The 22,315-nt window shown below is 51.7% G+C and carries 20 protein-coding genes and 1 other RNA gene; 6 read left to right on the top strand and 15 right to left on the bottom strand.

Going from position 1 to position 22,315, the window contains the following annotated elements:
• Positions 1 to 215: 215 nt before the first annotated feature.
• Positions 216 to 665, bottom strand: a complete 450-nt coding sequence (locus ACO0LF_RS25920) for a ComEA family DNA-binding protein (protein WP_423019326.1) — start codon at positions 663 to 665, stop codon at positions 216 to 218.
• A 148-nt stretch (positions 666 to 813) separates the two neighbouring features.
• The gene (locus ACO0LF_RS25915) at positions 814 to 1,818 is read right to left on the bottom strand and encodes a LysR family transcriptional regulator (RefSeq protein WP_423019324.1); all 1,005 of its coding nucleotides are present in this window, start codon (positions 1,816 to 1,818) and stop codon (positions 814 to 816) included.
• 65 nt (positions 1,819 to 1,883) lie between these two features.
• Here ACO0LF_RS25915 and ACO0LF_RS25910 point away from each other — a divergent pair, with 65 nt between their 5' ends.
• Entirely contained in the window at positions 1,884 to 2,687 is an 804-nt protein-coding gene (locus ACO0LF_RS25910) for a DODA-type extradiol aromatic ring-opening family dioxygenase (RefSeq protein WP_423019322.1), read from the top strand.
• A gap of 23 nt (positions 2,688 to 2,710) precedes the next feature.
• Here the strand turns inward: ACO0LF_RS25910 and ACO0LF_RS25905 are convergent, their stop codons facing one another.
• The 13 genes from ACO0LF_RS25905 to gyrA all read right to left on the bottom strand — a co-directional run bounded on the left by ACO0LF_RS25905 (position 2,711) and on the right by gyrA (position 17,848).
• Entirely contained in the window at positions 2,711 to 3,340 is a 630-nt protein-coding gene (locus ACO0LF_RS25905) for a phospholipase D family protein (protein ID WP_423019320.1), read from the bottom strand.
• A gap of 79 nt (positions 3,341 to 3,419) precedes the next feature.
• A complete protein-coding gene (gene rfaE1, locus ACO0LF_RS25900) occupies positions 3,420 to 4,379 on the bottom strand; it encodes a D-glycero-beta-D-manno-heptose-7-phosphate kinase (RefSeq protein ID WP_423019318.1) in 960 nt (319 codons plus the stop codon).
• The gene (locus tag ACO0LF_RS25895) at positions 4,379 to 5,752 is read right to left on the bottom strand and encodes a UDP-glucose dehydrogenase family protein (protein ID WP_423019316.1); all 1,374 of its coding nucleotides are present in this window, start codon (positions 5,750 to 5,752) and stop codon (positions 4,379 to 4,381) included. Before ACO0LF_RS25895 ends, rfaE1 begins: the two co-directional genes overlap by 1 nt.
• Before the next feature lie 147 nt (positions 5,753 to 5,899).
• Complete coding sequence (gene lapB, locus ACO0LF_RS25890; protein WP_423019314.1) at positions 5,900 to 7,075, bottom strand: lipopolysaccharide assembly protein LapB; 1,176 nt, start codon at positions 7,073 to 7,075, stop codon at positions 5,900 to 5,902.
• Between the two features lie 23 nt (positions 7,076 to 7,098).
• Positions 7,099 to 7,413 carry a LapA family protein gene (locus ACO0LF_RS25885; protein ID WP_423019312.1) on the bottom strand — a complete coding sequence of 105 codons (315 nt, stop codon included), beginning with the start codon at positions 7,411 to 7,413 and terminating at the stop codon, positions 7,099 to 7,101.
• Positions 7,414 to 7,570: 157 nt separating this feature from the next.
• A complete protein-coding gene (locus tag ACO0LF_RS25880; protein ID WP_110256992.1) occupies positions 7,571 to 7,876 on the bottom strand; it encodes an integration host factor subunit beta in 306 nt (101 codons plus the stop codon).
• A gap of 23 nt (positions 7,877 to 7,899) precedes the next feature.
• Positions 7,900 to 9,603: a 30S ribosomal protein S1 gene (gene rpsA, locus ACO0LF_RS25875; RefSeq protein WP_423019310.1), complete on the bottom strand. Its 1,704-nt coding sequence runs from the start codon at positions 9,601 to 9,603 to the stop codon at positions 7,900 to 7,902.
• A gap of 150 nt (positions 9,604 to 9,753) precedes the next feature.
• A complete protein-coding gene (cmk, locus tag ACO0LF_RS25870; RefSeq protein WP_423019308.1) occupies positions 9,754 to 10,431 on the bottom strand; it encodes a (d)CMP kinase in 678 nt (225 codons plus the stop codon).
• An 18-nt stretch (positions 10,432 to 10,449) separates the two neighbouring features.
• A complete protein-coding gene (gene aroA / locus ACO0LF_RS25865) occupies positions 10,450 to 11,787 on the bottom strand; it encodes a 3-phosphoshikimate 1-carboxyvinyltransferase (RefSeq protein ID WP_423019306.1) in 1,338 nt (445 codons plus the stop codon).
• Positions 11,788 to 11,836: 49 nt separating this feature from the next.
• Positions 11,837 to 12,745: a prephenate dehydrogenase gene (locus ACO0LF_RS25860; protein ID WP_423019304.1), complete on the bottom strand. Its 909-nt coding sequence runs from the start codon at positions 12,743 to 12,745 to the stop codon at positions 11,837 to 11,839.
• Positions 12,746 to 12,752: 7 nt separating this feature from the next.
• Positions 12,753 to 13,826 (bottom strand): prephenate dehydratase, encoded by a 1,074-nt coding sequence (gene pheA / locus ACO0LF_RS25855; protein WP_423019302.1) that lies wholly within the window; start codon positions 13,824 to 13,826, stop codon positions 12,753 to 12,755.
• Between the two features lie 236 nt (positions 13,827 to 14,062).
• A complete protein-coding gene (serC, locus tag ACO0LF_RS25850; RefSeq protein WP_423019300.1) occupies positions 14,063 to 15,166 on the bottom strand; it encodes a 3-phosphoserine/phosphohydroxythreonine transaminase in 1,104 nt (367 codons plus the stop codon).
• Between the two features lie 6 nt (positions 15,167 to 15,172).
• Positions 15,173 to 17,848 carry a DNA gyrase subunit A gene (gene gyrA, locus ACO0LF_RS25845; protein ID WP_423019298.1) on the bottom strand — a complete coding sequence of 892 codons (2,676 nt, stop codon included), beginning with the start codon at positions 17,846 to 17,848 and terminating at the stop codon, positions 15,173 to 15,175.
• A 330-nt stretch (positions 17,849 to 18,178) separates the two neighbouring features.
• Between gyrA and ACO0LF_RS25840 the strand changes: the two genes are divergently transcribed.
• The 5 genes from ACO0LF_RS25840 to ssrA all read left to right on the top strand — a co-directional run bounded on the left by ACO0LF_RS25840 (position 18,179) and on the right by ssrA (position 21,936).
• Positions 18,179 to 18,733 carry an OmpA family protein gene (locus ACO0LF_RS25840; protein WP_423019296.1) on the top strand — a complete coding sequence of 185 codons (555 nt, stop codon included), beginning with the start codon at positions 18,179 to 18,181 and terminating at the stop codon, positions 18,731 to 18,733.
• Between the two features lie 314 nt (positions 18,734 to 19,047).
• The gene (gene ompA, locus ACO0LF_RS25835; RefSeq protein ID WP_423019294.1) at positions 19,048 to 19,707 is read left to right on the top strand and encodes an outer membrane protein OmpA; all 660 of its coding nucleotides are present in this window, start codon (positions 19,048 to 19,050) and stop codon (positions 19,705 to 19,707) included.
• 366 nt (positions 19,708 to 20,073) lie between these two features.
• Positions 20,074 to 20,778, top strand: coding sequence for a bifunctional 2-polyprenyl-6-hydroxyphenol methylase/3-demethylubiquinol 3-O-methyltransferase UbiG (gene ubiG, locus ACO0LF_RS25830; protein WP_423019292.1), 705 nt, complete (start codon positions 20,074 to 20,076; stop codon positions 20,776 to 20,778).
• Positions 20,779 to 20,854: 76 nt separating this feature from the next.
• A complete protein-coding gene (locus ACO0LF_RS25825; protein WP_423019290.1) occupies positions 20,855 to 21,532 on the top strand; it encodes an HAD family hydrolase in 678 nt (225 codons plus the stop codon).
• Positions 21,533 to 21,576: 44 nt separating this feature from the next.
• Positions 21,577 to 21,936: a transfer-messenger RNA gene (gene ssrA / locus ACO0LF_RS25820) on the top strand.
• The last annotated feature ends 379 nt before the right edge of the window (positions 21,937 to 22,315 follow it).

The raw sequence follows: 22,315 nt of genomic DNA, 5'->3' as shown, positions 1-22,315 counted from the left end.
GTTACCCTTAGACGCTTGCTGCATAAGCTAGTTGTCTCGCAGCAGAAAGCTGCGTTCCTTGCAAAAAAATACCAGATTTCCCAGACAGATCAAGAACTTCCCCCTCTATTATCGTATTCACCGGGGGCTTATACAGATTTTGAATAAGCTAATAAAAAACCTCAGGACGGGTCCTGAGGTTCTGGTCTTGCACCTGTCGCCAATAACAGTTCTACTTATTTGGCGCTGGCCTTGGATGCTGCCGATGCAGCTGCTGGAGCAGGTGCAGCCGCTGGAGCCTTGGCTGCTGCCGGCGCTGCTGGTGCAGACGGTGCAGGTTTTTCAGCTTTAGCTGCTTTTTCTGCTTTCTCTGCCTTGGCAGGCGCGCTGGCAGCTGGTTTAGCAGCAGCACCTGGCTTGGCCTCACCATTAACAGTCAAGCCAGCCTCAGACAGCTTGACCGCACTCTTGGCACCAACGCCTTTGACGCGGCTTTCAAAATCTGCCCAATCCTTGAAGGCACCATTCTTGGTACGCTCTTCTATGATGGCCTTGGATTTAGCCGGGCCTATACCCTTGATACCATCCAATGCAGCCTGGTCGCCCTTATTGACATCGACATCAGCAAATGCAAATCCTGTAGCAGCCAACAAAGCCATCAAGCCAAACACTAATTTCTTCAACATGCGAATACTCCCTCAATAAGTGAACATTTTCTCAGCGGTATAGTTCAGTTTTTTGCCTCTCACTGTTCTATATCGCTATCAACGGAACCAAACATGATTCCGTTGACAAGTATTCCACAAAATCCCTGTAGATATATGTCAACTTTATTTAATCGCCTAATCTGTCGATCAAAAAATCAATGAAGCAGCGCAGCTTGGGTGGCATCTGCCGCCTGCTGGCATAGACTGCATATAAGTTACCAGCAAAACCTGGCTCATTGCCAGCAACCAGCTGCAAGCGGCCTGAGGCGAGATCATCATCCACCAGCCAGGCTGGCAAGAATGCCGCCCCCATGCCAGCCAGCACACAATGATAACTGAGCGTGGTATCACTGCATTTCATGATGGCATCGAGTTTCAATGGTGGGTCTACTGTTTGCAGGGGCAAGCGGAAGCGTTCTGATTGCACATAATTGGGCAAGATGACGGCAATGGAACTTTGTTCCACGTCCCGGTCTGCTTTTAGATCCGTTTTTTGATCCGTTTTTAGCTCATGCAAATAAGCGGGCGTGGCCACCAGATGAAATTCCACCTTGCACAGACGCCTGGCGATCAGCGCGGCAGAAGGTTCATCGGTAGCTCGCAAGGCCAGGTCAAAACCATCTGCCACCAGGTCTACCATATGATTATCAAGATGCAGGTCCAGCCTGACCGCGGGATAATCTTGCCGGAAATCTGCCAGCAATCTGGCAAAGCCGGAATTGGCACACCAGACAGGGGCGCTGATTTTTAATTCTCCACGAGGTGGGCCACTGGCTTGGGCGACTGAGGCAACTGCAGCATCGAGAATATCCAGCGCCTGCCTGCCCTGTGCAAAAAAATCCTTGCCCGCTTCTGTCAGACTCATGCTGCGGCTACTACGGTTCAGGAGCCGCGCCCCGAGTTTGCGCTCCAGCCTGGCGATATGCTTGCTGACCATGGGCGCTGCCATGCCCAGGCGATCTGCCGCAGCAGTAAAACTGCCAGATTCAACGATTTCACGAAACACCCTGATGCCGTTGATATCAAGTTCATCCATGATCTGCCTTTTATTCAATGTTTCCACTTTTGGAAACAATACAATTACTTTACCACCATCGATTTCCGTAACGGGAAACATTATGATGAATAACATCAAGCCCCCCTATTGTTTGCAGGGGATAAGCCCAGGCATGGAATGACTATCAAGGAAATGTACATATGAACTTGCCCACCTACTTTATCTCGCATGGCGGCGGCCCCTGGCCATACATGGAAGACATGCGCAAAGCCATGCATGTGCTGGAAGAGTCGCTGGTCGACATACCCAGGCAATTACCTTATAAGCCCAAGGCGATACTAATGATATCGGCGCACTGGGAAGACCATGTTTTCCGTGTCATGAGCAATCCAGCGCCTGGCATGCTGTATGACTATGGCGGCTTCCCTGAGCATACCTATAAAGTACGCTATCCGGCACCAGGCTCACCGGAACTGGCTGCGCGAGTACTTGGTCTGATACAGAATGCAGGCTTGCCAGCCCTGGCTGATGCGCAACGTGGTTTTGACCATGGTGCATTTGCCCCACTGGCCGTGATGTATCCTGAGGCCGATATGCCGGTCGTGCAATTATCACTGCGCGCTGGTTTGGACCCGGCAGAGCATCTGGCACTGGGACGCGCCCTCGCGCCCTTGCGGGCCGAAGGAGTACTCATCATCGGCAGCGGCCTCAGCTACCATAATCTGCGTCGCTTTGGCCCACTGGCCAAGGAGCCTTCATCAAGTTTTGATGACTGGTTGCAGGATAGCCTGATCGCCAGCAGTACGGTGGAAAGAGTGGCCCGCCTGATCCATTGGGAAGACGCACCAGCGGCACGGGTAGCCCACCCCCGGGAAGAGCATTTATTGCCGCTGATGGTGGCAGTTGGTGCTGCAGAAGATGAAGTTGCCAGTTGTGTTTATCATGAAGAAAACATCTTTGGCGGCGTGGTGGCATCAAGCTTTCGCTTTGGGGCGATTGCCTGAAGCAGATGAGGAATTGCTGTCGACTATTTCGTTATCAGCATGGTTTTGTAATCCACTCCTGCTGACCAGCGGCTTTCCCAGTGGCGAAGAAATGACTTCGCCAATTCTGGGTTGCGCCAGAACACGATGACATTTTCGCTGTTTGCTTCTGCTGCATCACGGGTGTAATTGAAGCTGCCGTTCTGTACACTCTGCTCATCTGCAATGATGTACTTGTCATGATGGATTGCATACACAGAAATGGTACGCGTAGCAATGCCTGCGGCGACAAGGCGGTTCAAGGCTGCCCAATTATTTTTTTTCTGGTTGCGAACATAATCGACCAGCACCATGACATTGACACCGCGCTTTTTTGCATCCAGCAATGCCTTGACGATGCTTGGCGAACTAAATGAGTAAGCCGCCAGCCTGATGCTGGAGCTAGAGGTATTAATGACCTTGAGTACCAATTCCTCGGCTTTGGCATCGGGAGAAAAAGCGTTCTCAATCTGTGCAGACGCTGCGTCCAGAGTCGCCTCGGCAGGTTTATCTTCCGGCGACGACGCATGGCAAGATGCTGCCGTTGTTAAAGCGACGCACGCCGCAAGTATGCATTGCCTGATACGTTTAATACGTTTGATAGGTTTGGTACGTTTGGCAGTTGAGGCAGACATAGTAATCCTCCTTGCTTGCATGCTTGAATGTACGCAGCATTTATATCAATGACACGGCATCCCGGGTCATTGATATCGCTTATTGCGCAGCCTCAGGAAATAGCTCTTCCCGCGTCACAGTAGCCGTACCCAGCTTGCCAACGACTATACCGCCAGCACGGTTGGCAATCACCACTGCCTCCTGCATGGACTTGCCTTGTGCCAGCATGACGGCCATGGTGGCGATGACGGTATCACCGGCACCAGAAACATCAAATACTTCACGCGCCATGGCGGGTACATGGGTCACGCCATCAGCTGTGAACAGGGTCATGCCTTCTTCTGAGCGGGTCAGCAGCAAGCCATCGATGTTTAAATCTGCGCGCAATTGCTGCGCTCGAGCTGTCAACTCTTCTTCATTTGGCCAGTCGCCTATGATTTGCTTTAACTCAGACTTGTTCGGTGTCAGCAGGCTGGCGCCAGCATAGCGTTTGAAATCACTGCCCTTGGGGTCGACCAGCACGATCTTGCCTGCAGCCTTTGCCGCAGCGATCATGGCGCTGACATTCACCAGGCTACCCTTGGCATAGTCGGACAGGACAACCACATCGTAACCAGTCAGCAAGGAATTGAAGCGATTCAGTTTGTCACGCAAGACATGTTCCGTCGGGCGTTCTTCAAAATCGATGCGCAGCAACTGCTGCTGCCTTCCGATAACGCGCAACTTGATAATGGTGGAAATTTGCTGGTCACGACTGAGGTAAGCTTCTATGCCTGAAGTCTTCAGCAAACGCTCCATGCTATTGCCTGCATCATCGTCACCAATGACACCCATCAAGGCAGCCTGCACGCCCAGGGCGACGGCATTGCGGGCCACATTGGCAGCACCGCCGAGTCGCTCTTCACTTTTTTCTACGCGCACGATAGGCACAGGTGCTTCGGGCGATATGCGGTTGACTTCGCCGAACCAGTATCTGTCGAGCATGACATCGCCAGCAACCAGAATCCGCTTCGCCGCTATGTCTTTCCTTGTATCTTTCTTTGCATCCATATTTTGCATTATTTGTTCGTCAATACGGAGCGGCCTATGCCGTGGTATTCAATGCCCAGCTCGGTCATGACCGTGGGTTCAAACAGGTTACGGCCATCAAACACCACTGGCTGTTTCAGGCGCGCCTTGACTTCATCAAAGTCAGGGCTGCGGAAGGCCTTCCATTCGGTGACAATCGCCAGCGCGTCAGCTTCAAGCAGCGCATCCATAGGGTTGGCAGCATAACGTATCGAGGCCAGCAATTCTGGCGCATCGTAAAAATCCAGTTCCAGCACGCGCTTGGCTTCTTGCATGGAGACCGGGTCATACACCGCCACCGTCGCACCGGCGCGCAATAATTCACCCAGCAAAACGCGGGATGACGCCGCCCGCATATCATCGGTATTCGGTTTGAATGCCAGGCCCCAGATGGCGAAATGACGGCCACTAAGGTTTTCTCCAAAGCGTTGCTGTATCTTCTTGCCGAGCACTTGCTTTTGTCGCGCATTGACGGCTTCTACCGCCTGCAAGATCAAGAGATTCAAGCCATAGTCCTGGGCTGTGCGTTCCAGCGCCTGAACATCTTTGGGGAAGCAGGAACCACCATAGCCGCAACCCGCATACAAAAAACTATGACCTATGCGCGGGTCCGAGCCTATGCCGTGACGCACCGCCTCAATATCGGCACCGACATGGTCAGCCAGGTTGGCCAGCTCATTCATGAAAGAGATGCGGGTCGCCAGCATGGCATTCGCGGCATACTTGGTGAACTCTGCCGAGCGTACATCCATCCAGTAAGTACGCTCATGATTGCGGTTGAAAGGTGCATACAGCTTCTTCATCTGGCTGCGGGCTTTTTCACCTTGCGGCGTCTGGTCGCAACCGATGACGATGCGGTCAGGACGCATGAAATCTTCTACCGCTGCGCCTTCTTTCAGGAACTCTGGATTGGAAACCACAGAGAAATCTGCCGTCACCGAACGTGCCGCCAATTCAGCAGCGATGGCAGCGCTGACGCGGTCTGCCGTGCCGACAGGTACGGTAGACTTATCAACGACGACCTTGAAGTTCGTCATGTACTTGCCTATGTTTTTTGCTGCCGCCACGACATATTGCAAGTCGGCAGAACCGTCTTCATCCGGCGGTGTGCCGACGGCGATGAACTGCACATCACCATGCTTGACGCTGGCTTCGACATCGGTAGAAAACTGTATGCGGCCCGCTGCACGATTGCGCGCGACGATTTCTTCCAGGCCTGGCTCATGGATAGGGATGCCGCCATTATTGAGGATATCAATCTTGCGCTGGTCAACGTCGAGGCAAAACACATCATTACCCAACTCAGCCAGGCAGGCACCTGTGACCAGACCGACATAACCTGTACCAATAATTGTGATTTTCATTTTTTGATCACCATATAAAAATAAGTCACTCTGTACATCCAAATATCCTTCATCCACATAGAGTTTCAGATCACAGACCTTATTCAAGATTCTTTAAAGTGCAATGAGTATTCAACACATGCCCTGCCCTTGTCTGGACAGAGATCATTAATTCATGACATTGAGTTCTTCCGTCCTTCTTGGAGGATAGGTTTCCCATTTGCTGCAACCAGGGCAATGCCAGTAAAACTGCCTGGCCTTGAAACCGCAATTGGAACATTGATAGCGCGCCAGTTTTTGCGCATAGCCATGCACCAGGTTCTTGATGATGGCCAGCTCAGGCCTGACTTCTGGCGGCACCACCATGATGCGGCCATCCAGCAATTTATCCAGACCCAGCAGGGTTGGAGTGCGGCGCAATTCTTCGCTGACCAGGCTATTGACGGCTTCCACACCTTCCAGCTCCAGAGTGACCTTGAAGGCGACTTCCAGCAAATCTATCGAAGGTGCTTCAGCCAGGAAGTTCTTCAAGAGATTCAAACCTTCCTGCGTCTTATCGAGCTTGCGATAAGCGTCCATGAGGCGCTGGGCTACCAGGGCCACATGTGGCACGCTTTGCTGCTCTACCCTACGCCAGGTAGACAAGGCTATCTCTGTTTCGCCATTGGCCATATACACATCACCCATAAGGATGATGGCACGTACATTATTACGGTCTGCCGCCAGGGCTTTTTCCAGATTGGCCAGGGCCGCGTCAGTATTGGTATGCACCAGTTCATCCTGGGCAATTTCGCAATAGAACTGGGCGATTTCTTTTTGACGTCCACCGGCACCGCATTCCTGCAGGGCATTTGCGGCTTCGATAGCGCGCGCCCATTCTTTTTCACGCTGGTAAATTTCCAGCAAGGCGCGTCTGGCCTGGGCTTCAAACGGGCTATTGACGAGCAGGTTATAGGTTTCTTCGGCGCGATCAAGCAGCCCGGCTTTCAGGTAATCCTGGCCCAGCTCATACATGGCCTGGGTTTTTTGTTCGGTAGGCAAATCTGGTCTGGCCAGCAGGTTTTGATGGACGCGGATAGCACGCTCGGTCTCGCCACGGCGGCGGAACAGGTTACCGAGGGCGAAATGCAGGTCCACCGCTTCAGGATCGAGCCTGACGATGTCGATGAAGGCATCAATGGCCTTGTCCGGCTGATCATTGAGCAGGAAGTTCAAGCCCTTGAAATAACCACGCGGCAGGCTGCGGGATTCCGAGATCAACTGGCGTATATCTATGCGCGCAGCAGCCCAGCCCAGAGTGAAGAATAAGGGGATACCGAGTAACCACCAGATTTCAAATTCCATGTGCGTTTTTTCTTATTGTGTTTTCAAGTATTGCGAATGCTATCAGGCTGAGGGGCTTGTGTGCTGGCCCTTTGCGCTGCTTCACGTTCTTTTTCAATTTCTGCCAGGGTCTTTTTATGCTTGTGCAGATCGCGTCTATGGCGGAATACCATAGGCACCATGGCCAGTGCGCCCAGCGTTGCGCCACCAGCAAAAAATGCCAGCAGCATGATGACCAGGGGTGCCGACTGTTGATAGCCCCAAAAATATTGCAGCGTGACTATCTGGTCGTTTTTCAAGGCAAAGCCAAAGAACAGGATAAACAGCACAATGGCCAGAAATCTTGAAATATATTTCATGTATGCATCCTTGATGGATAAGCGGAAAAATCGTCAATTAAGCAATTTATCCCGAAAAGAGCATTGTACTGAAAAAAAACGGCATATCGGAAAACCGATATGCCGTTTTTATTTTTACATCGCTGTCGAAGCCCGAACTTTGACCAGTCAGCCTGACTTAGTCATCGTGTATCGGTTGCCCCACCATGGCATCAACACGTTCGCGCAATTCCTTGCCTGGTTTAAAGTGCGGCACCCGTTTTTCAGGGACCATCACCTTGTCACCGGACTTGGGGTTGCGACCTATCCGTGGTGGACGACTGTTCAGTGCAAAGCTGCCAAAACCGCGGATTTCTATGCGTTGCCCCGTTGCCAGGGCATCCGACATTGCATCCAGTATGGTTTTAACAGCGATATCCACATCTTTAGCTACCAGTTGCGGATATCGCTCTGCCAGACGAGCTATCAGCTCCGACTTAGTCATAGTGAAAACCTTATGACTTAAGCTTAGTTTTTATTGTCGAGCTTGGCTTTCAACAAAGCGCCCAGGCTGGTTGTGCCGGATGCTGCGTTGGAATCAGTAACGGACATTTTTTGCATAGCTTCTTGTGTTTCAACGCTATCTTTAGCTTTGATAGACAATTGGATACCACGTGCTTTGCGGTCAATGTTCAATACCAGGGCTTCAACGCTGTCGCCGACTTTCAGGTGTGTACCAGCATCTTCCACGCGGTCGCGGGAGATTTCGGATGCACGCAGGTAGCCTTCAACGTCGTCTGCCAACTGGATTACTGCGCCTTTGGCTTCAACAGATTTAACTGTACCAACGACAACTGCACCTTTGTCATTCATTGCGCAGTAGTTATTGAATGGGTCGCCTTCCAGCTGTTTAACGCCCAGGGAAACACGCTCACGCTCAACATCGATAGCCAGAACGATAGCTTCCAGTTCGTCACCTTTCTTGAAGCGACGTACTGCTTCTTCGCCTGTTTCATTCCAGGACAGATCAGACAAATGTACCAGACCGTCGATGTTGCCAGACAAACCGATAAATACGCCGAAATCAGTGATGGACTTGATCGCGCCGCGAACTTTGTCACCTTTCTTGTGGTTGATCGCGAAATCATCCCAAGGATTGGCTTTGCACTGTTTCATGCCCAGGCTGATACGACGACGTTCTTCGTCGATTTCCAGAACCATGACTTCAACTTCGTCGCCCAATTGAACAACTTTGTTTGGTGCAACGTTTTTGTTAGTCCAGTCCATTTCGGAAACGTGAACCAGACCTTCGATACCTTGCTCGACTTCAACGAACGCGCCGTAGTCGGTCAGGTTCGTTACTTTACCGAACAGACGTGTGTTCGCTGGGTAACGACGGGACAAACCTGTCCATGGGTCGTCGCCCAATTGTTTTACGCCCAGGGAAACACGGTTTTTCTCTTGGTCGAATTTCAATACTTTTGCAGTGATTTCCTGACCAACTGTCAACACCTCGGAAGGGTGACGTACACGACGCCATGCCAGATCGGTGATGTGCAACAAGCCATCGATGCCGCCCAGATCAACGAACGCGCCGTAGTCAGTGATGTTTTTAACAACACCAGTAACCACTGTACCTTCTTTCAGGGTTTCCATCAGTTTTTGACGCTCTTCGCCCATGGACGCTTCAACAACAGCGCGGCGGGACAGCACAACGTTGTTACGTTTGCGGTCGAGCTTGATCACTTTGAATTCCATGGTTTTGCCTTCGTAAGGAGTTGTATCCTTAACTGGGCGTGTATCAACCAGAGAACCTGGCAAGAAAGCGCGGATGCCGTTCGTCAGAACAGTCAAACCACCTTTGACTTTGCCATTTACTGTACCAGTAACGATCTCGCCAGACTCCAGCGCTTTTTCCAGCGCGAGCCAGGAGGCCAGACGTTTAGCTTTGTCACGGGACAAAATTGTGTCGCCGAAACCGTTTTCCAGCGAATCAATCGCTACGGAAACGAAATCGCCGATATTAACTTCCAGGTCGCCCTGGTCGTTTTTGAATTCTTCAACAGGGATAAAGGCTTCAGACTTCAAGCCAGCGTTAACGATCACGAAGTTGTGGTCGATACGGACGACTTCAGCAGAAATCACTTCACCGGAACGCATATCCTGACGTGACAGGGATTCTTCGAACAAAGCTGCGAAGCTATCTGCACCGGTTGCGAAATCTTGGGACATGAAAACAGTAGACATAGTATTTACAAGTTAGCCGGAACGGTGCAAAAGACACTATTTACCGGGTTAGGTTGAACATCCCTTTATTAACCTTGCGTCAATAAAGGCACTTGAAACGACACTTGCAAACTTCACCAGATAATGAATACTTACTTATAGAGTGTTGTTTGCCTGTGCTTGCGCATACCAGACCAGTACTTTATTGACCGCTTCTTCAGCAGTTAATTCAGATGTATCCAGGATGATCGCGTCTGGCGCGGGCTTGAGCGGCGCTGTGGTGCGGGCACTATCTCTCGCATCACGTTCCATCAAATCTTTTACCAAGTTTTCCATATTAGCAGAAATTCCCTTTTCAATCAATTGCTTATATCGACGGCTTGCGCGCGCCTCAGCACTTGCTGTTAAGAAAACTTTTAAGCTGGCATCGGGAAAGATGACCGTCCCCATATCGCGTCCGTCAGCCACCAGGCCGGGCGTATAGCGAAAAGCCACCTGCAAATCAACCAGGGCCTGGCGTACTGCTGGTAAAACAGCAATACGGGAAGCTGCCACACCGACCTCTTCTGCCCTTACAGCATCGGTAACATCGGCATCTTCAAGAAACACATGACCGTGGACAAAACGGCAAGGCAAGGTTCTTGCCATGCTGGCAATAGCGGTTTCATCTTCCAGAGCGATGCCATGGCGGGTAGCCATCAGGGCAGTCAGGCGGTACAGGGCACCAGAATCCAGGTAATGAAAACCCAGATGCTTGGCCACCCTGTGTGCCACCGTGCCCTTACCGGATGCGGTAGGGCCGTCTATCGTGATAACAGGACTAGGTGCAGTCATAGATAACTATAAAAACCTTTAAAACAAATCTTTGTGATTAATCTTGGCAAAGACTTCAAAATAATCAGGGAAAGTCTTGGCCACGCATTTTGGATCATTGATGCGCATAGTAGCACCTCTGCGGGCACGACCATCGAGACTGGCCAAAGAGAAGCACATGGCCATGCGATGATCGTCATAGGTATCGATGGTCGCTGGCAAGATATGCTCAGGTGGCGTGACCGTCATATAGTCTGCCCCCTCTTCTACTATCGCCCCCAGTTTGCGCAATTCTGTTGCCATGGCAGACAGGCGGTCGGTTTCTTTCACGCGCCAGCTGGCAATATTACGCAGGGTCGTGGTGCCATTGGCATATAGGGCTGCTACCGCAATCGTCATGGCAGCATCTGGGATATGGTTGAAGTCCATGTCTATGGCTTGCAAGACACCATTCGAAGTGGCTTCTATCCAGTTGTCGCCACGGGTGATGCTTGCGCCCATTTTCTCCAGCGCTTCGGCAAAACGCACATCGCCCTGTATGCTGGCCTTGCCCACGCCTTCTACCCGGATAGGCCCACCAGCGATGGCACCTGCTGCCAGGAAGTAAGAAGCAGATGAGGCATCACCTTCGACGTGGATAACGCCAGGCGACACATAATGCTGCCCCTTGGTGACTGTGAATGCCTGCCAGCCATCACGCGCTACCGTCACGCCAAATTTTTGCATGAGGTTCAGGGTGATTTCTATATAAGGCTTGGAGATCAGCTCGCCTATCACTTCTATCGTCACATCATGCTCACGCGCCATCAGAGGTGCGGCCATCAGCAAGGCCGTCAGAAACTGGCTCGATACATTGCCTTTGACCTGCAAACGCCGGGCGTGGACATGGCCACGGCGTATATGCAAAGGTGGATAGCCCGGGTTGCCGGTATATTCTATCTGCGCACCAGCTTCATTCAAAGCATCAACCAGGTCACCAATCGGACGCTCATGCATGCGGTGCACGCCGTGAATGGTGTAGTCACCCCCCAGCACGGCCAAGGCACCAACCAGCGGGCGTATCGCGGTACCGGCATTACCCATGAACAGGTCTGCCTGATGCTTGGGGAAATGTCCTTTGACACCCTCTACCGTGTAATTCTGGCTATCGCCATCCTGCTCCCAGTGCACACCCAACTGCGTCAGGGCGTTCAGCATGACCAGGGTATCGTCGGATGCCAGCAAATCCATGATCTGGGTCTTGCCTTCTGCCAGCGCCGCCAGCAGAAGAGTACGATTGGAAATACTTTTTGAACCTGGCAATTTGACCGTGCCCTGCACCTGCATGACAGGTTGCAGATCAAGGTAATGCGGATAATGTTTGCTTGCTTGTGTCATGGTCGTTTTCAGTTCTGAGTTTGTCGATGTGGAGCAGAGCTAATCTCTGTCAATCACCACCTTCACGCTGCTGTTTCTCGGCTGCCTCGATGGCGCTGATCCAGTTATGGCGCGCACGCTGGGCATTGGTGTAAATACCTTCTATGCCTTCGCTGTCGGCATCCACCAGATGCTGGCGCAAGATGGACAGTCTGGCAGTATAAGAATCCAGTTCCTGCAACATCGCAGTCCGGTTCGCCAGGCTGATATCACGCCACATTTCTGGTGATGAACCGGCAATGCGGGTAAAGTCGCGAAAACCACTGGCAGCATATTGGAACAAGGTATCCGCATGCGGCTTGCGGGCTATATCATCAACCAGGGCGTAGGCCAGCAAATGCGGCAAATGGCTGACGGCGGCAAACACGGCGTCATGCGATGCCGGATCCAGATGATGGATGATGGCACCGCATTGCTGCCATGCCCATGCCACCCTGGCCACGTCTGCATCGCTATTTTCTGGCAGGCGGGTGAGGACGGCTTTTTTTCCCACATACAAATCCACCAGTGCCGCCTCAGGCCCATTCAATTCACGCCCGGCTATCGGATGCGCAGGTACAAATTGTGCGATCTTTTCAGCCAGGCTCTCGCGTGCTGCTGCTACTACATCGGCCTTGGTGCTGCCAGCATCCGTGACTATAGTCCCTGGCTGCAGATGCGGATAAATCGCTTTCAATATCGCGCCGGTTTGTGCCACTGGCGCTGCAATCAACACCAGATCACAGTTGCGCAATGCCTGCTCGGCATTCAAGGCGATCTCATCGATGATGCCCAGTTGCCGGGCTTTTTCCAGCGAAGCCTGGCTGCGCCCTACCCCGACTATCTGCTCGACTGCCCCTGCCTTTTTCAAAGCCAGGGCAAATGAACCACCAATTAAACCTACGCCAAAAATCGCTATGCGTTGAAAAGCTTTTTGCATCAGGCACTCACACTGTACAAGGGTAAGAACCCAGCACCTTGAAGAAGGCCGCCTTGTCATTCAACTCAGCCATGGCATCGGCCACCTTGGTATCCATGACATGACCTTCTACGTCTACATAGAAATAATATTCCCAATTGCCGGTACGTGCAGGACGTGACTCAAAACGCGTCATCGACACACCATGTTTTTCCAGCGGGGCAAGCAGGTTGTAGACTGCACCCGCCTTGTTCGGCGTCGCCAGCACGATGGAAGTCTGGTCCTTGCCGCTAGGCGTAGTACGCAAACGGCCTATGACCGCAAAACGGGTGCGGTTATGCGGATCATCCTGGATATGGGCAGAAACGATGCCCAGGTTGTACTGATGACCGGCAATTTCACTGGCGATCGCCGCTACGGTATAGTCACCGCTGGCCATGCGTGCAGCCTCTGCATTCGATGCCACTGCATGTCTTTCCACATGCGGGAAATGTTGGTTCAGCCAGGCCTGGCATTGCGCCAAGGCTTGCGAGTGGGCGCAGATGCGGCTGATGCCTTCCATATTGCCAGACTTGCTCATCAGGCTATGCTGTACAGGGATCGCCAGCTCGCCACTGATGGCCAGGCTGGTTTGCAGGAGCAAATCAAGGGTACGGTTGATCGCGCCCTCAGAAGAATTCTCAATAGGCACGACACCAAAGTCTGCCGTACCTGCTTCAGTCGCGCGGAAAACCTCATCAATAGATACGCAAGGCAAAGGCTGGATGGCATGACCAAACTGTTTATACACAGCCTGCTCACTGAAGGTGCCGACAGGGCCCAGGAAAGCCACGACCACGCGGCGTTCCAGCGCACGGCAGGCCGACATGATTTCGCGGAAGATCAGTTGTATATCGTCGCTCAGCAAAGGGCCGGGATTGCGCTCAGCTACGCTGCGCAAGACTTGCGCCTCACGCTCAGGGCGAAACACTGGCGCATTGGTTTCTGCCTTGACATGGCCAACTTCTTCGGCCACGCGGGCGCGCTGGTTCAGTAAATCCAGGATTTGTGCATCGATGGCATCGATCTTGATGCGCAGGGGGAGTAATTTATTGTCGCTCATAATGACCTAAAAACCGTGTTTGATAGGGTGTGGGCAGGCAGCAATACTGTAGCGCATGACTGCAATGCCGGATATGCTTTTTTCGCCGGGCTTTTGGCCTGGTTCATCAGCGCCACGGTTTCCAGGTGATGGTGAGTACCATGCTCAGAAAGGGCTGATGATGAAAATAATTAGCGGCGTCTGTCTATAGTGTAATCAAAACAGACGCCATGTGCTCAAGCCACTGGCTCAAGTATTTACGTATGTTTGCGGGCAAACTCTTGCATGAAGCTGACCAAAGCCTGCACGCCTTCTATAGGCATGGCGTTATAAATCGAGGCGCGCATGCCACCTACTGATTTATGGCCTTTCAATTGCAACAGGCCATTTGCCTTGGCTTCTGCCAAGAATGCCGCATTCAGGCTTTCATCTTTCAGGTAAAAAGGCACATTCATACGTGAACGGCTGCCTTTCTCTACCCGGTTTTCATAAAAATCTGTGGAATCGAGGTAGTCATACAACAGACTGGACTTGGCAATATTCTTTTGCTCCATCGCCGCCACGCCGCCCTGCTGCTTGAGCCACTGAAACACCAGGCCAGCGATATAAATCGCATAGGTAGGTGGAGTGTTGTACATGGAATCATTGTCGGCAACGATTTTCCAGTCAAAGGCAGAGGGGCAGATCGGCAAGGCATGGCCGAGCAAATCTTCACGCACGATGACGATGGTCAAACCTGCCGGTCCGATATTCTTTTGCGCACCGCCAAAGATGACGCCGTATTTGGATACGTCGATCACGCGCGACAGGATGTGCGAAGACATGTCCGCAACGATGGGTGCGCCACCGGTTTCTGCCGCCACATCAGGGGCAAACTGGTATTCGACGCCATCGATGGTTTCGTTAGTACACAGATGCACATAGGCTGCATCTGGTGTCAGCTTCCAGCTATCGCGTGCAGGCACGCTGGTATAAGCACCAGTCTCGCCACTTGCTGCGATATTGACGTTGCCGTATTTTTTTGCTTCCTTGATGGACTTGCCCGTCCAGGAACCGGTATGCACAAAATCTGCGGTTGCTGGCTGCGGCTTGCGCCCCATGAGGTTCATGGGGACGATGGCGTTTTCACCCAGGCCACCGCCTTGCAGGAACAGGATTTTATAATTGTCCGGCACCGCCAGCAGCTCGCGCAAATCGCTTTGCGCGGCAGCGATGATGGACATGAACTCTGGCCCACGGTGGCTCATTTCCATGACGGACATGCCACTGCCATGCCAGTCCAGCATTTCGGCAGCGGCTTGCTGCAATACCTCTTTCGGCAATACTGCCGGGCCTGCAGAGAAATTGTAGATCGTCGTCATGATGGTTTACTCCGCTGCGTCGGCTTCTGGTGCGCTGCCTTCTGCTTCATTTGCGCCAGTATCAGCATCAGTACCGCCAGCTTCCAAAGCTGCATCTACGTCAGCATCTGTTTCCACGATACGTTGCAGGCCAGACAGCTTGGTGCCATCTTCTACCGCAATCAGGGTCACACCCTGGGTTGCACGGCCCATTTCACGGATCTCGGAAACGCGGGTACGGATCAGGATGCCGCCGGTAGTGATCAACATGATTTCATCCGTTGTCTCAACCAGAGTAGCTGCCACCACCTTGCCGTTACGCTCGGATGTCTGAATCGCAATCATGCCCTTGGTACCACGGCCATGACGGGTGTATTCAGTGATAGGAGTACGTTTGCCGTAGCCGTTTTCAGTCGCTGTCAACACAGATTGCTGCTCGTTTTCAGCCACCAGCAAGGCAATAACCTGCTGACCTTCATCCAGGTTCATTCCGCGTACGCCACGGGCTGTACGACCCATAGGACGCACATCGTTTTCATCAAAGCGCACTGCTTTGCCGGAGTCAGAGAACAACATGACATCATGCTTGCCATCGGTCAGTGCCGCGCCGATGAGGAAATCGCCTTCATCCAGGTCCACCGCAATAATGCCAGCCTTACGTGGATTGCTGAAATCAGTCAAAGGTGTTTTCTTGACCGTGCCCAGGCTGGTGGACATGAAGACATAATGATCTTCAGGGAAAGTACGGTTAACGCCAGACAAAGGCAGGATGACGGTGATTTTTTCACCTTCCTGCAATGGGAACATATTCACGATAGGCTTGCCGCGTGAAGTGCGCGAGCCTTGTGGTACTTCCCATACCTTCAGCCAGTACATGCGGCCACGGTTACTGAAGCACAGGATGTAATCATGGGTATTGGCCACGAAGAGTTGCTCGATCCAGTCATCATCCTTGGTCGCTGTCGCCTGCTTGCCACGGCCACCGCGTTTTTGCGCGCGGTATTCGGACAGCGGTTGCGACTTCATGTAGCCAGTATGCGACAGGGTCACGACCATGTCTTGCGGTGTGATCAGGTCTTCTGTACCCAGATCTGTCGCGTTATGAGTGATTTCTGAACGGCGTACGTCTTTATTGCCTTCACCGTATTCATTGCGGGCCAGGGTCAGTTCATCAGTGATGATGACGGTGACGCGTTCTGGCTTGGACAAGATGTCCAGCAAATCGGCGATCTCGGCCATGACGTCTTTGTATTCATTGACGATCTTGTCTTGTTCCAGACCAGTCAAGCGTTGCAAACGCATTTGCAGGATTTCCTGCGCCTGGTCGTCAGACAATTTATACAGGCCATCAGGCTGTATGCCGTAGTGCTTAGGCAAATTCTCTGGGCGGAAAGCATCGATGCCGCCAGAATTGTCAGCCGCAGTACGCGTCAGCATCTCGCGCACCATGGAGCTATCCCAGGCACGTGTCATCAATTCCTGTTTCGCGATCGGTGGCGTAGGCGCAGCGCGGATGATGGCGATAAAGTCATCAATATTCGCCAGCGCAACTGCCAGACCTTCCAGCACATGACCACGCTCACGTGCTTTGCGCAGTTCAAACAGGGTACGACGTGTCACCACTTCACGACGATGCGACAAGAAGCAGGACAGCATTTCCTTCAGGTTCAACAATTTAGGCTGGCCATTCATCAGGGCCACCATATTCATGCCGAAGGTGTCTTGCAACTGCGTTTGCTTGTACAGATTATTCAGTACTACGTCAGGCACTTCACCACGCTTGAGTTCGATAACCACGCGCATGCCCGACTTATCGGATTCATCGCGGATATCAGAAATACCGTCGAGCTTTTTGTCACGCACCAGCTCGGCAATACGTTCCAGCAAGGACTTCTTATTCACCTGGAAAGGCAATTCATCAACAATCAGTGCCGTACGATTTTCTTTGCCAAACTCTTCAAAGTGGGTCTTGGCGCGCATGACGACGCGGCCACGGCCAGTGCGGTAACCATCACGCACACCAGACACACCATAGATAATGCCGCCAGTAGGAAAATCTGGCGCAGGGATGATCTCTATCAGTTCATCTATCGTACATTCGGGATTGCGCAAGACATGCAGAGCGCCATTAATGGTCTCGGTAATATTATGTGGCGGAATATTCGTCGCCATACCCACCGCAATACCCGATGAGCCGTTGATCAGCAGATTAGGAATGCGGGCAGGCAGAACCGAAGGTTCTCTTTCCTTGCCGTCATAGTTGGGGACGAAATCGACCGTTTCTTTTTCGATATCAGCCAGGATTTCATTGGCGATCTTGTCCAGACGGCACTCGGTGTAACGCATCGCCGCAGCATTGTCGCCGTCGATGGAACCAAAGTTACCCTGACCATCGACCAGGGTATATCGCAGGGAAAAGTCCTGCGCCATACGCACCAGCGTGTCGTAAATGGAGGCATCGCCATGGGGATGGTACTTACCCATGACTTCACCCACCACACGCGCACATTTGACGAAGGGGCGGTTATAAACATTGTTCATTTCGTGCATCGCGAACAATACGCGACGATGCACAGGCTTTAAGCCATCACGCACATCCGGCAAAGCGCGACCTACGATAACGCTCATCGCGTAATCGAGATAGCTTTTGCGCATTTCTTCTTCAAGGGAAATCGGGAGTGTTTCTTTTGCGAATTGATCCATTGGCGGCCGGCGAATTAGAGCTTGGTTAATTAATAACGTCTTAATAAAGTCTTAGTAAAGTCTCAATAAAGTCTTTATGCAGTCTCAATAAAGTCTTTAAGCAACATCCTTAATGACATCTTGCCAAGACTGATAAAGACTGACGTTTAACTCTTGATTCTAACATGCCTGCAATGCTGAATTCCATTTATAGCAATTAAGTCAGCCAAACTAGGTAAATAGGAGCTGGATGGAGTGCAACACTGTCATTCAAATGACAGCGCCGTGGCAAATTTTTATGATTTAATCAAAACATAATAAGAAACACCTTAAAAATCCACGGAGACAACAATGTTGAAAAAATTGACAGTACTTTGCGTGCTCGCCGCCTTTACCCTGCCCGCCTCATTCGCACTTGCCCAAACCAGCGCTTCAGCACCGGCAGCACAAAATGCGGAAGCCCCTGCCTCCGCACCAGCCGCGCCCCAGACTCCCCCTGCACCACCCAAGCGCTGTGACTTTGCCCTGACTTTGCCCAGTGATGAAATTTTTGAACACAACAAATCGACGCAGCCATCCACACTGAATAGCAAGGGCAAAGAGCGTATAGACAACGAAGTCATGGCCAAGCTGGCCAACTGTGCAAAAGTCGACCTGATCGTCGTCAGTGGCCACACTGACCTGACCGGCAGCCAGCAGCAAGCCCAGAAATTATCTGAAAAGAATGCCGATGCGGTGGTGGCCTATCTGGGCAGCAAAGGTCTGGATGCCCCCATGGACACCATGGGCATGGGTAAAACACAACAAATTAAGGCTTGCGACGACAAATTGGCAAAAGCTAAACTGGCAGAATGCCTGAGTCCCAATCGCCGCATCGTCATAGAAGGCCGCGGCCTGGCCAAGTAAGGCAGGTGCAAGAGCGGCATACGGACTGGTAGCGAAGGGATAAAAGTAAAACATTTCTTTTATGGAACTGGTATTAGCTTGCCACATAGCCATTTCGTTGTCAAAATGAGACATATTTAACTAAGTGTAACTTTGCCGATTTAACAATTTTCGTCTTAAACTGGCTAAATATGGCAAAATAGAGCGAATGTTGATAAATGGCCTGATGATGTTTGACGAAATAGTAATGTCATCATCGCCGTGTTAATATCTGGTTTTATGCAGTAATTTCGCGCAGTTCATCTGCGGTAATAATCTCACCCGAGAGGAGAAATATGAAAAATTTAGTCAAGCTCGTTATCGCAGCGTCCGCAGTAGCATCCTTTTCTGCTTCCGCACAAATCACCGATATCATGGCTAACAAGCCACACAGCGCCTATGTACAAGATGGTCGCGGTGTAATTGCACGTGACCCATTTGGTCTGTGCTGGCGTACTGGCTACTGGACACCTGCTGACGCAGTTCCAGGTTGCGATGCACCACTGGTACAACCAACACCAGCAGTTGTCGTAGAGCCAGCTAAGCCAGAAGTTAAACCTGAACCACCTAAAGTAGTTGTGGCTCCTGCACCTACTTCTGAAAAAGTAACGTTCGCAGCTGATGCATTCTTTGATTTTGACAAAGCAGTTCTGAAACCAGAAGCTAAAGTCAAACTTGACGACATGGCATCCAAATTGAAATCCATCAATCTGGAAGTTGTGATTGCTGTTGGTCACACTGACTCTGTAGGCTCTGACGAATACAACCAAAAATTGTCTATCCGTCGCGCTGAAGCAGTCAAAGCTTACTTGGTAAGCAAAGGTATCGAAGCCAACCGTGTTTACACCGAAGGCAAAGGCAAAAAACAACCAGTAGCTGACAACAAAACAGCTGATGGTCGCGCCAAAAACCGTCGCGTTGAGATCGAAGTTGTTGGTACACGCAACGTTAAGTAATTCAGTAATTGAAGCTTGGCTTCTAAAAAACCCGCTTCGGCGGGTTTTTTTATTATGACTTACGCAAAACTGCCCCAGCTGCGTTGCAGCTCCCGCATTTAACAAGACACGGTACTAAAGTACTGTCTTCGTCGCTACGGTGTAGTCGGGGTTTCAGGCAATGCATTGCCTGCCGACGAAACGAAGCTCCCTTGCAAGGGAGCTTTCCTCAGCATGGCCTTGCTGGGACAATTTTGCGTAAGCCCTAATTTGTTCATGAGAGTATTTACCTGACATGTTTATTTTTCACCAATGCGATCTCAGCCTTAATCGCCTACAATAGCGGTTTCGCAGCTCATGCCCTGATACGGCACTTCAAACCACATCATGTCGACCTTGAACGCTGACCCCGCAGAAATCCAGAAATTTAGTGAACTTGCCCACCGCTGGTGGGACCCGACTTCCGAATTCAAGCCCCTGCATGAAATCAATCCTTTACGCCTGGAATGGATCAACCAGCGTGTACCGCTGACGGGCAAGCAAGTCATTGACGTAGGTTGCGGTGGCGGCATACTGGCTGAATCCATGGCAAAAAAAGGTGCGACCGTCACGGGCATAGATTTGTCCGACAAAGCACTCAAGGTAGCCGACTTGCATGGCCTGGAATCTGGCGTGAGCGTACGTTATAAAAAAATCGCTGCCGAAGACATGGCAGAAGCCGAAGCTGGCCAGTTTGATGTCGTCACCTGCATGGAAATGCTGGAACATGTGCCTGACCCGGCATCCATCATCAAGGCCTGCGCCAAGATGGTCAAACCCGGTGGCCATGTTTTCTTTTCCACCCTGAACCGTAATGCCAAGGCTTATCTGTTTGCCGTCATCGGCGCAGAATACCTGCTGCAAATGCTACCCAAGGGTACGCATGACTATGCCAAGTTCATTACCCCGGCAGAACTCTCGCAAGACATACGCAATGCAGGGCTGGAATTACATGCGATGAAGGGCTTGAGTTATAACCCCCTCACCCAAATCTATTCACTGAATACCGATACCAGCGTCAACTATATGGTTGCCTGTACCCGCCCAATATGAATAACGATTTAGCTTGAACAACACCGGGCCTTCATCAACCATGACGGCCAGCTTTTGATCTCTTTGATCCATTATTATGCAAACTCCACAAGCAATACTGTTTGACCTGGACGGCACCCTGGCAGACACAGCCCCCGACCTGGCGGCAGCCGTCAATGTCATGCGCACCAAGCGCCAACTGGCACCTGTTCACTATCAAAGCTTGCGCCCCCATGCATCCGCCGGTGCACGCGGCTTGCTCGGCGCAGGTTTTGGCATCACCCCTGAACACCCCGATTATGAAGCCATGCGCGTTGAATTCCTGAACCAGTATGAATCCGCCATCGCCGAGCACAGCAAATTATTCAAGCAAGTGCCAGACCTCTTGCGCGGCCTGGATGTCATGGGCGTATCCTGGGGCATCGTCACCAACAAAGCCATGCGCTTTACCCGCCCGCTGATCCCCTTATTGGATTTGCAAGAGGCACGTTGCGTCATCTCTGGTGACACCACCCCGCATGCCAAGCCCCACCCTGCCCCCTTGCTGGAAGCTGCCCGGCAGCTGGGCATCAGATCAGAAAACTGCTGGTACGTAGGCGACGACCTGCGCGACATACAGGCAGCCGAAGCAGCAGGCATGACCAGCATCGCCGCCGCCTGGGGTTATTGTGGCGCGACCGAACCCAAACACTGGAAAGCCGACGCCATCATCGACAGCCCGCTGGAACTGCTGGAACTGGTACGCGCCAAACATTTACAGGCCGTTGGCCCTTGATTAATGCAAGACCATCCCTAAATGGGGTATACTGATACGACTTTGGGGACGACCTGGTTTCGACAGGGGTTGCAAAGCAGCGCAGGGCATACCGAGGCCAGACTACCTCGTAAATACAATCTGAACTATATAACTGCAAACGATAACTCGTACGCATTAGCCGCTTAATACCGGCTAACCTTACACCACTTCGTCCATAGGGTGGGCTGGCAACAGCAGTAAGGACATTCATATGGAATCGTCTTGAGCCGGGTTACTTGGCTCTTGATTAAATAATAGGTAACTCGTCCTGCCGCAGCGTGTGCGTCCGCGTCGTCAGGATTAAATCAAATGGCAGCACTAAGTATGTAGAACTGTCTGTAGAGTGCTTCTGGACGCGGGTTCGATTCCCGCCGTCTCCACCAAAATATTGAAAGCCATCCAATTTATTGGGTGGCTTTTTTATTTTGACGATCTGCGGAATTGAATCCGCGGGACGCGGGGATGAGTGTGGACAGGTGAAAGCACCTGCTTGCTTTCACCTGCCTCACGAATCTGAGCAGCTTGCAAGCTGCGAAGTGGAGAGTGGGGAATTCGAGCTGCATGATGCAGCGAGTCCACGAGCGACATGGCGCTTGCAAGCGCCATAGTTGGCCAGGGTGGCCAATTCCACAGTCTGTTGATTTGCACTGAAAATTGACCCACTTTGCTGGATAAATTGCATCTAAAATTGACCCACGTTTAGCACACAATCCTACTTATCTTGATGAGTAGGGAGCAGGAGTGATTGACGTGGCATTACTA

This window comes from Undibacterium sp. Di27W (assembly GCF_049340345.1).
In the GTDB taxonomy this organism is placed as follows: domain Bacteria; phylum Pseudomonadota; class Gammaproteobacteria; order Burkholderiales; family Burkholderiaceae_D; genus Undibacterium.
This window is presented reverse-complemented; position numbering and strand designations above follow the sequence as displayed.